We start from the raw sequence: 10,876 nt of genomic DNA, 5'->3' as shown, positions 1-10,876 counted from the left end.
CTATGGAAGCCGCTGATATTACCCTTTTGGGTGATGATTTACAAGGTGTGCCAGCTAGTATTAAATTAAGTAAGGCTACCATGCGTAATATTAAACAGAATCTTTTTTGGGCTCTATTTTATAATTCCCTGGGTATACCGATTGCTGCGTCGGGATTATTAAATCCCGTTTTTGCAGGTGCCGCTATGGCCCTTAGTTCTTTGACGGTAGTGTTAAATGCACTGCGATTGAGAAATTGGCACTATTGAGGTATTTAATTTTTAAAAAAAATGTGGTAAAATGAGCAGAGGAGGATGGTAGGAAGGAAGGGATTTGACATGTTAATTACCACATTGTTAACTTATAATGCTAAAGTTTATCCACAGGAAATTAGTCTTATTGAACGCGAGCCAGCTAAAAATAGACGGCGGGAGTTAACTTGGCGGGAATTTGAACAAATAGCTAACCAATGGGCTAATGCTTTATTGACAAAAGGTATTAAAAAAGGTGATCGGGTAGCTTTATTAATGACCAATTGTTTGGAATGGCTGCCGGCCTATTTGGGAATTTTAAAAACTGGGGCTTTGGCAGTACCCCTAAATTTTCGCTTTACCGCCAAAGAGATAAAAACGTGTTTACAAACAGTAAAGGCTCGGGCACTGCTTTATGGTCCGGAATTTATGGAAAAAATAGCACTAATTAAACGTGAACTTGATTTCGTCAAGCTTTTCGTAGTTTTGGACGAACAACCACCTGTGGGTGTTTATAGTTTTTGGTCAATGATTAAACAGGCCTCATTTGACGAGCCGCAAATTGAAATTAAGGCTCAAGATGAGGCTGCTCTTTATTTTACTTCAGGTACTACAGGTAAACCTAAACCAATTGTTTTAACACAGGCCAATTTAACAGCAGCGGCTTTTACCGAAAAAAATCATCACCAACAAACTCGCCGTGATAATTTCCTTTGTATCCCCCCTTTATATCATACTGGGGCGAAAATACATTGGTTGGGCAGTCTTTTGGTAGGGGGGAGGGCTGTGCTTTTGCGTGGTGTGAAACCAGAATGGATTCTGGAGACCGTCTTCCAAGAAAAGGTAAGTATAGTTTGGCTTTTGGTTCCCTGGGCACAGGATATTCTGGATGCTTTGGAAAGTAAGAGGCTTCATTTGCGGGATTATCAACTTAAAGGGTGGCGTCTAATGCATATTGGTGCTCAACCTGTTCCACCTAGTTTAATTCAGCGTTGGCGTAGATTTTTTCCTTGGCAGAAGTATGATACAAATTATGGTTTAAGTGAGGCTACTGGACCTGGCTGTATTCATTTGGGAATAGAAAATATTCATAAGGTTGGGGCGATAGGTAAACCTGGTTTTAATTGGCAGGCAAAAATTGTTGACTCTACAGGTCAGCCTGTACCTTTAGGTAAGGAAGGGGAATTAATAATTAAAGGTCCGGGAGTCATGAAAGGCTATTATAAAAATTCACAGGCTACTGCCCAAGTATTAAAAAATGGTTGGTTATTTACCGGTGATATAGCCCGCAAAGATCAAGAGGGATTTATTTATTTGGTGGATCGCAAAAAAGATGTGATAATCATGGGGGGAGAAAACATTTATCCTGTGGAAATAGAGGATTTTTTACGCAGACATGAAAAAATTCGTGATGTGGCTTTGATTGGTTTGCCTGATCAAAGATTAGGGGAAATACCTGCTGCCATTGTAGAGGTAAAGGCTGAAAGTAGGCTTACGGAGGAAGAGGTTTTGGATTTTTGTCAAGCTCTGCCCCGCTATAAAAGACCGCGAATGGTTTTTTTCGATCAAATACCGCGCAATCCTACAGGTAAAATAGAAAAAACGAAATTAAGGAAAAAATATGGGCGAAATGATTATCGTTCCTGGAAATTAGCAAGTGGTGTGCTCTAATTTAGCACACCGCTTTTTTTTGCTCATATATTAATTAAAAGGATCTTTTTGACCATTAAGGGGGTAAAAATGAAAAATTATATTCCTTTACATCAATTATCACTTGGTTCACGAGCACGCATAAAAAATTTAGCTTTATCTGGTCAATTACGTTCAAGAATGCTGGATTTAGGTTTTATTAATGATACTGTTGTTGAAGCATTATATTGTAGTCCTTGGGGTGATCCCTGTGCTTATCAAGCACGTGGTACGATAATTGCTCTGCGGCATGAAGTAGCCGGACAAATTTGGGTGGAACAGTTTTCATAGGAGGAATTAGGTGGTGATCTGTAAAACAGCGGGAATAGTAAAAATAGCCTTGGCTGGAAATCCAAATACAGGTAAAAGTACAGTTTTTAATGAATTGACCGGCTTAAAACAGCATACAGGCAATTGGCCGGGTAAAACCGTGGTTTATAAACACGGTTTTTACACTTTGGACGGGCAAAAGTTTTTATTGGTTGATTTACCGGGTATTTATTCTCTACGGACTAATTCAGCTGAAGAGGAAGTTGCTCGTGAAATGCTTTGTTTTCAAAAACCTGATGTGGTAATTGTTATGGTAGATGCTACCTCTTTGGAAAGAAATTTAATTTTGCTCTTGCAAATTTTAAGTATAACTTCACAAGTAGTAGTTTGTTTAAATTTTATGGATGAAGCCCGAAAGAAAGGAATTAAAATTGAAATAAAAAAATTAGCACACCTATTGGGTGTGCCGGTTGTAGGTACAAATGCCCGGGCTGGGGTAGGTTTGGATAAATTGGTTAAAGCTGTGCATGAAGTAGCCATTAATAAACCTGTTAAGGTCACAGGACCTTTATTTGAGGGAAGAAATTCAGCTGTCGCTTTGGTGAAAAATGCTGAAAAAATAAGCCAAACTGTTCTCACTTTCGAAAAAAAAGATTATCAAGAAAGAGACCGCCAAATTGATCGTCTTTTAACTTCCAAAAAATTGGGGATTCCTTTAATGCTTGTGTTATTGGGACTTATTTTTTGGATTACTATTCAAGGGGCTAATTACCCTTCAAGTGTTTTAATGTATTTGTTAAGTACTGTGGAAAAATATTTATGGTTAATTTCGTTAAGTTTAAATATGCCGATTTGGTTAGCGGAGATTTTAATTTTGGGAGTTTATCGTACTTTGGCTTGGGTAGTAGCGGTAATGCTGCCGCCAATGGCTATTTTTTTCCCCCTCTTTACTTTACTGGAGGATTTAGGTTATTTACCCCGAATTGCTTTTAATTTGGATGCTTTTTTTAAAAAGGCTTCAGCACATGGCAAACAGGCTTTAACAATGTGTATGGGGTTTGGCTGTAATGCTGCCGGGGTAATTTCCTGCCGAATTATAGATTCACCGCGGGAACGTTTAATCGCAATTCTCACTAATAATTTTGTCCCTTGTAATGGACGTTTTCCAACCTTAATTGCTTTGGCGGTTATTTTTTTGGTAGGGAATTGGCCTCAACCGTGGGATAGTTGGGGAGCTGCCTTTATAATTACTTTAGCATTAGTGAGTAGTTTGGGAATTACTTTAATTATTTCTTGGCTATTATCGCGAACAATTTTACGGGGATTACCTACTGGCTTTATTTTAGAATTACCTCCTTATCGGCGGCCACAGGTAGGTCGGGTGATTGTACGATCTATTTTTGAGCGGACACTATTTGTTTTAGCTCGTGCTATGGTGGTTGCCGCCCCGGCGGGAGCTTTAATTTGGCTATTAGCTAATTTTACTCTTGCTGACAAAAGTGTTTTGGCACATTGTGCTGCTTTCCTGGACCCTTTTGCTTGCTTATTGGGATTAGATGGTTATATTTTGCTTGCCTTTATATTGGGTTTACCGGCCAATGAGATTGTCATTCCTTTATTAACTATGAGTTATTTGGCTACAGGTAGTTTGTTAGAACTTAATAGTCTTGCGGCTTTGCGGGAATTACTTTTGGAAAATGGTTGGACCTGGTTAACAGCAATTTGTATGTTTATAATGGTACTCAATCATTTTCCTTGTGGTACGACACTTCTTACCATTCGTAAAGAAACTCAAAGCTGGCTTTGGACAATGGCCGCTTTTTTGATTCCTACTGTGGTGGGCTTAATCCTTTGTTTTTTTATTGCTCAAAGTGTGCGATTTTTAGGGGTGTAGAATATTTATGATTAATATGTTAAACTTAAAGGAATATATGAGTAAGGATTGGGGGAAGGAATCATGCAGCCACCTTATGGGGAGGCAAGGAAACTTGAGTTCGGGCGGGTTTTTACTGAGCATTTATTTAAGATGCAGTATTCAGAAGGACAGGGTTGGCAGGAGGGGCAAATAGTTAAATATGGGACACTTAATTTGGATCCTGCTGCTAGTGTTTTTCATTATGCACAAGAAATATTTGAAGGATTAAAAGCCTATAAAACAGAGGATGGGCGAATTTTATTGTTTCGACCTGAACAAAATGCACGGCGTTTAAATCGTTCGGCACGTAAATTGTGTATGCCGGAATTGCCGGAAAATTTGTTTTTAACAGCATTGCAAGAATTGGTGTATTTGGATCGTGATTGGATTCCTGATCTTCCCGGTACTTCTTTATATATTCGTCCTACTATGATTGCCACTGAGCCTTTTTTGGGGGTTAGTCCAGCAAAAGAATATTTGTTTTATATATTGCTTTCACCAGTAGGGCCTTATTTTAAAGCTGGTTTTAATCCTGTTAATATTTATGTAGAGGATAGTCTGGTTAGGGCCGCGGTTGGCGGTTTGGGTGATGTGAAAACTGGTGGTAATTATGCGGCTAGTTTAAGGGGAAGTATGCAGGCGGCTCGCAAGGGTTTTTCACAAGTTTTATGGTTAGATGCCAAAGAACATCAATATGTTGAAGAAGTTGGGGCCATGAATGTTTTCTTTGTTTTTGGCGAAAAAATAGTTACCCCCCGACTTACCGGTTCCATTTTGCCCGGCATTACTAGGGATTCTGTGATTCATTTGGCACGGGAAATGGGTTATGAGGTAGAAGAAAGACGGATTTCAATTCGAGAGGTACTGAGTGGAATTACAAGTGGAAGATTAACGGAAATGTTTGGTTCTGGCACAGCTGCCGTAATTTCACCTGTGGGACATTTGCATTATCAGAATAAGGATTATTTGATTAATAATGAGGTGGGTGAAATAACGAGCGAGTTTTATGAAAAATTATCTGCTTTACAGTATGGTCAAATTAAAGATAATTTTGGTTGGACTTATGAATTAGGCAAGGGGGATTTATAATGAGAAGTGAGCAAGTAACTGTCGGAATGACTAGGGCACCACACCGTTCTCTATTTTATGCTATGGGCTATACTGAAGAAGAATTGGAAAAACCTTTGATTGGGATAGTTAATTCTCATAATGAGGTGGTTCCAGGTCATTTTCATTTAGATAAATTGGTACAAGCCGTTAAATTGGGTGTGGCTGCTGCTGGAGGTACACCTTTGGAATTTCCGGTAATTGGTCTTTGTGACGGTATTGCCATGAATCACAGTGGTATGAAATATTCTTTGACTAGTCGGGAATTAATTTGTGATTCCATTGAAGTAATGGCTGAGGCCTATAAGTTTGATGGACTGGTTTTGATTGGTAATTGTGATAAGGTTGTACCAGGTATGTTAATGGCGGCAGCTCGCTTAAATATTCCTTCACTTTATTTAGGTGGGGGACCAATGCTGCCTGGAAGTTATCAAGGTAAAAATATTGATTTGATAAGTGGAACTTTTGAAGCGGTGGGTGCCTGTGCACAAGGCAAAATCACAAAAAATGTTTTGGCGGAAATGGTGCAAAGGGCGTGTCCTACTTGTGGTAGTTGTGCTGGTCTTTTTACCGCTAATACTATGAATTGCCTTGCAGAAGCTTTAGGTATGGCTTTACCCGGAAATGGTACTATTCCAGCACCATATGGCCGTAGGTTGGCTTTGGGTAAACAGGTAGGTGCCCAAATCGTGACTTTGGTGAAAAATAATTTGCTGCCGCGGGATATTTTAACACGAGAGGCCTTTGAAAACGCCATTAGCCTGGATATGGCTATTGGAGGTTCAACAAATACGGTTTTACATTTACTGGCACTGGCTTGGGAAGCGGAAGTAGAGCTGCCTTTAGAAATTTTTAATGAAATTAGTATTCGTGTACCGAATATCACTAAGCTAAGTCCAGCCGGGAAACATTATTTGTTAGATTTGGAGGAGGCTGGTGGTATCAGTGCGGTTTTAAAAATATTGGCTGAGGGTAGACTTGTCAATGAAAATACACTGACGGTTACTGGTAAAACTTTGGGGGAAAATGTTGCGGAAAGTGAAGTGCTTAATTCTGAAGTAATTCGTTCATTGGATACCCCTTATTTGTCGGAAGGCGGTTTAGCGGTTTTATGGGGTAATTTGGCTCCAGAAGGGGCAGTGGTGAAACAGTCTGCCGTAGTTCCGGAAATGTTAGTCCATAAAGGACCAGCACGCGTTTTTGAATCTGAGGAAGAGGCTTTTCAAGCTATTATGGCTGGGAAAATTAAACAGGGAGATGTTGTGGTAATTCGCTATGAGGGGCCCCGCGGTGGACCTGGTATGCAGGAAATGCTTAGTCCCACTTCTGCTTTGGTAGGTATGGGGTTAGATAGTGAGGTAGCTCTACTTACTGATGGACGTTTTTCCGGAGGTACACGGGGTGCGGCTATTGGACATATTTCACCTGAGGCAGCTGCACAAGGTCCGATTGCAATTATTGAAGAAGGGGATTTAATTGAAATTGATATGCCTAAACGAAAATTAAATTTATTAGTTAGTGATGTGGAAATTGCTGAGCGAATGAAAAAATGGTCTCCACGTCAACCTAAAATTAGTGATAAATCTTATTTGGCTCGTTATGCTGCGTTAGTAACTTCAGCTAGTAGAGGGGCAGTTTTAAAAAATATTTAGGTTTTATCTTTTCTGCCCTTTTTTCTTGCACTTTTTCTGAAAATATGCAATAATATTGACTAACGGGAATATTTTACTTATGAAAGGAAGATTAACAAGATGCCAAGTTTCTTTAGTGGGTTGCGGAAAAAGTTGGGTAGTGGTGAGGTAAAAAGTGCTGCGGGAAAAACTAGGTGTTCTGAGGAGTATTATCGACCAACGGCGGATTTAAGGGAAAATCTTCTTTTGTTCAAGGAGGAAATAAGGAGAATTAAAGAACAGTATGAACCGTTTAGTTTTGAATATGTCTTTAATGTAGAATTCGGTGAACCCTTAAGTCAAGAGGATTTTTATGATTCCGGGAAAATAAAGGACTATTGTCAAAGAAATCAGGTATCCCAGGAAAAATTAAAGAAATTTAGAGGAGAAAGATTAGAAATTTGGGAAAAGGCAAAGATTGAAATAACACATAGAATTACTTTGGCTAAAGGAATGCTTTTAATCAGGGATAATTGTTGTCCGGATTATTTATTGGAAAGAGCCATCACTTTTGAAAAAATTTATGGTGAACCCGGCAGGGCTTCAGAATTTAAACAGATGTTAGCTAACAAACAGTCTAAGTGGTCTAGAGCAGAGGCAGGTGTGCGGCGTTCGATTTTGGAAAATGTAAGTAAAGAAATTACACTAGAAATAAATCCCTATGGTCGGGAAAGAGTAGTTAAAGGAGATTGGGAAAAATTTATTACAGAATTTGAAAAGAAGTTAACTGAGCGGGGTCTTTCTTTTCAAGATCAAGGTTCGGGAAAAGAATTATGGGAGATTTGGATTGGAATAAAGGAAAAAATGAATGAAGAAAGAAAAAGTTTATCATTGTATCAAAGAAATATGGAAACTGAAAAACGGAGTATCGATGTTCCCGAAAAAGTCACTAAAGAGGAAATTGTCCGTAGTTAAAATAATTCGGGAGGGAAGAAAGGTGAAATACCGGATGAATAATTTGGTCAAGAAATGGGGTAGGAATCTTTTAAGTAAATCAAATCGTGAAGCCGGGATCAGATTTTGGATTAATCAAGAACTGAATAATATTAAAGTGGTTTTTCCGGCTGATTATTTTCAGAAGACTGCAGACTTTACAAAAAATATGGCTTTATATGAAGAAGCTTTAAAGGAAATTAAGGCGGCTTATGCTTATCATTTAGTAGATTTTGTGCCTACAAGTCGCGAGGATTTGGTTAGACGAAAAATTAAGCAAGAAAGCTATTGTCAAAGACATAATTTAAATCGTGAGGATTTGACCATTATTGAGCAAGTGGTTAAAGAAAGGATCGAAGCACAAGCCCGTTTAGCTCAAATTTATGCTTTACTTAGAGATGATAACTGCACTATTTCTGAATTAAAAGAGGCGATAAGACTAGAAGAAAAATTGGGGGTAAATGGTGATTTTGATTTAAATCAACATTTGGCGGCAGCACAGACACATTATGACGAGGTGAATAAAGGTCAAGTAATTAAAATATTATGCAGAAATAGGGCTAAAAGTACGCTAACTTATGGAGTGATGTTTGATATTAAATCTAATGTAGGTTTGACTGATAAAAAAAATAAGCAGCTGCGAGATCAAATTAATTGGACTAAAAAATTAGATTTGTTAAAAAGGGAATTAGCCCAAAAAAATATTTATCTTGATCGGCGTTTAGAGGTTAGTCCCAAACATGAAAAAGTTTTTCTCCAGACTTGGGAAAAAGTAAGTGAAGAAGCGAATGTACGCCGAGGATTTAAACCAATCAAATCTACCTTGAGCATGGAACAGATTAGGCAGGATTTGGCTAGACGTTACCCGGATGCGAAATTTAAAAGTCAATCAGTTTTAAGAATCATGGGACAGAAGTCATTTTTCAAAGTACTTGATAATTGTTTTCGGGAAGAGCCTAGGGATAGATAGTGTAGATAAAAAGGAGGAGAAAAATGAGAAAGTTTTTAACAGATTCACTGCGTAGATTCAGAGGGAAGGCTCCTAAAGAACAAGTAGAAGGTAAAAGTTTTTCGTTAAAGGTGGCTACAGAACCGGAAATCGTGCCTTTGAAATTTGATTCTTTTGATTTAGAGCCTCTAGAAGATTATCGGGCTAACTTAAATTTATATCATGAAGCTCTGGAAAACATAAGGGCCAAATATCGGCCGCGTGTTTTAAAGGCCTTTTATGTTAATGGGGAAGAACTTTTGTCCACAGAAGCTGCACGAAATGATTTTTGTCAAAAAGTTGGGCTTAGATCAGAGGAATTAGAAAAGAAAATCTTAAATTATTGTCAAAAAAATAAAATTCCTTATGAGGAAATGTATTTGCAGAAACCCCTGGAGGATATTGATCCGGAATTAAAGGCCGAATTGGAACAATTGATTGCCGCTGAAATTTATATTGAAAAAACAAAGTTTAGTCTGCGGGATGATAACTTTTTAGCTGATTCACTGCAAGAAAGTGTAGCTTTGGCTATTAAAGTCAAACGTAGTGATGAAGAAATCGCGGCATTACAAAAGGCCGCTGCTGAAGTACAGGAAAAAGGTGTTGGTTTGTTTTTGAAACATAAAGTGAAGGGCAAAATGAACCATACTTTATTGGAAGATTTGGCTCGGGATGTAAATCCTTTAGGGGAAAGAAGAGAATATACCGAAAGTGCAAGTAATTGGCAAAAGAAATTAGATTTATTTGTGGAAAGACTGATGAGGAAAGGTGTTTATTTAAATCAAAAACTGGAAGGTTCTTTAGTTTTTGAACCCGAAATCATGGCCACTTGGGATGAAGTAAATGAAAGCGTAAAAGCTGAAGTTGAACAAAAAAGAAGTTTTGAGCGTGTTTTGGAAGCGGTCTTAAAAAAGCATCCCCAAATAAATTTGGAATATAGGGCGGCTATTCATGATGAACAAACTAAGAGTGATAAAACATCTCAGCCGGCGAAAACTGTGAAGGAAGACAGCAAGGTTTCTCCGCAACAGAAAATGGCAGAAATAAAACTTCAACAAGAAAAGGCAAGGAAAAATAAACAAATTAAGACACCTGGGTTAGATGAGCGAAATTTCTAGAAAGGGGGGAACTGATTGATGAAAAATGAAATTAAGGGGTGTATTAAGGCTTTGGGGAAATTAATTTTTAGTTTAGATGATGTACTTAATGAAGCTGTTGAATTCCCTAAAGAACATTTTCAACCTTGTGCGAATTTAAAAACTAATTTAAAGTTGTTTGCCGCCGCTTTGCAAAAAATTGACGGTAAATATATGGCTCGTAAAGATGAATGCCGGCGGTTGATGGCTCAAGAGGAAGTAGCTTTGGCCAAATGTTTGTGTCATTTTAGGGCAGGTAATTTTTCTATGGATTTACTACAAAAGGCGGTTACATTAGCTGCAGTTTATGGAACTCGCCGTCAGGCTAAAGAAATGAAACGAGAAGCACAAAAGATAGCTTTTCAATATGATTTAAGAAGCCAGAATAAAAATCTGGTTACCGACAGTAAAGCCAAATGGGAGATTATGGAGCAATTAATGGCTGATATTGCACATAATATTAATCCAGCTGATTATCAGCCTGAAGAGCAAATTGCTTGGGAGCAAATTCTTGATAGCTTTGAAGAAAAATTACGGGAAAAGAATTTAGACTTAAAAGGTATGGATTATAATTCCGAAATAGAGGAATTGTTTACTTCTGCACGTGAGGCGGTAGTACCACTTAAATTGGCGGAAAAATTAAAAGAAGTTGCTGTGGAGCGTACTAAAAAACAAAAGACTTTATTAGAGACCCTGGAACGAGGTCGGGAATAAGATTATGGGTGTTGCTTGAAGCACACCCTTATTTTTTTGCCCATAAGGACTAATAAAAATAGAGCCAGTGAAGTTAGAATAATACTACCTCCGGGGGCTAAATCACCATAAAAGGAAATAGTTAATCCTAGTAAAACGGAAATTACACCACTAATTACGGCACTGGTTAGGGTTTTTTTAAACCCTAAGTCTAAAAGTAGGGCGGTTGCTACGGGAATGACCAT

11 protein-coding genes are annotated in these 10,876 nt (G+C 38.2%); 10 read left to right on the top strand and 1 reads right to left on the bottom strand.

Annotation, left to right across the window (positions count from 1 at the left end):
• The 10 genes from GX687_06560 to GX687_06515 all read left to right on the top strand — a co-directional run.
• On the top strand, positions 1–248 hold a 248-nt coding region (locus tag GX687_06560; GenBank protein ID HHX97099.1), incomplete at its 5' end, for a heavy metal translocating P-type ATPase.
• A gap of 69 nt (positions 249–317) precedes the next feature.
• Positions 318–1,901 (top strand): AMP-binding protein, encoded by a 1,584-nt coding sequence (locus tag GX687_06555; protein HHX97098.1) that lies wholly within the window; start codon positions 318–320, stop codon positions 1,899–1,901.
• Between the two features lie 69 nt (positions 1,902–1,970).
• A complete protein-coding gene (locus GX687_06550; GenBank protein HHX97097.1) occupies positions 1,971–2,210 on the top strand; it encodes a ferrous iron transport protein A in 240 nt (79 codons plus the stop codon).
• A 10-nt stretch (positions 2,211–2,220) separates the two neighbouring features.
• The gene (locus GX687_06545; protein ID HHX97096.1) at positions 2,221–4,083 is read left to right on the top strand and encodes a ferrous iron transporter B; all 1,863 of its coding nucleotides are present in this window, start codon (positions 2,221–2,223) and stop codon (positions 4,081–4,083) included.
• 63 nt (positions 4,084–4,146) lie between these two features.
• Complete coding sequence (locus tag GX687_06540; GenBank protein ID HHX97095.1) at positions 4,147–5,193, top strand: branched-chain amino acid aminotransferase; 1,047 nt, start codon at positions 4,147–4,149, stop codon at positions 5,191–5,193.
• On the top strand, positions 5,193–6,863 hold the full coding sequence (gene ilvD, locus GX687_06535) for a dihydroxy-acid dehydratase (protein HHX97094.1): 1,671 nt from the start codon (positions 5,193–5,195) through the stop codon (positions 6,861–6,863). The genes GX687_06540 and ilvD overlap by 1 nt, the downstream gene beginning before the upstream one ends.
• 99 nt (positions 6,864–6,962) lie before the next feature.
• A complete protein-coding gene (locus tag GX687_06530; protein HHX97093.1) occupies positions 6,963–7,796 on the top strand; it encodes a hypothetical protein in 834 nt (277 codons plus the stop codon).
• A 22-nt stretch (positions 7,797–7,818) separates the two neighbouring features.
• A complete protein-coding gene (locus GX687_06525; protein ID HHX97092.1) occupies positions 7,819–8,784 on the top strand; it encodes a hypothetical protein in 966 nt (321 codons plus the stop codon).
• 23 nt (positions 8,785–8,807) lie between these two features.
• The gene (locus GX687_06520) at positions 8,808–9,920 is read left to right on the top strand and encodes a hypothetical protein (GenBank protein ID HHX97091.1); all 1,113 of its coding nucleotides are present in this window, start codon (positions 8,808–8,810) and stop codon (positions 9,918–9,920) included.
• Between the two features lie 18 nt (positions 9,921–9,938).
• Complete coding sequence (locus GX687_06515; protein ID HHX97090.1) at positions 9,939–10,652, top strand: hypothetical protein; 714 nt, start codon at positions 9,939–9,941, stop codon at positions 10,650–10,652.
• A 2-nt stretch (positions 10,653–10,654) separates the two neighbouring features.
• On the opposite strand, the gene GX687_06510 is transcribed toward GX687_06515, so the two are convergent.
• Positions 10,655–10,876 (bottom strand): metal ABC transporter permease (locus GX687_06510; protein ID HHX97089.1); only part of this gene is annotated, 222 nt, incomplete at its 5' end.

The sequence above is a fragment of the Clostridia bacterium genome (assembly GCA_012841935.1).
In the GTDB taxonomy this organism is placed as follows: Bacteria; Bacillota; Peptococcia; order DRI-13; family DTU073; genus DUTS01.
The sequence above is the reverse complement of the archived record's forward strand: the minus strand, read 5'-3'. Positions and strand labels throughout refer to the sequence as shown.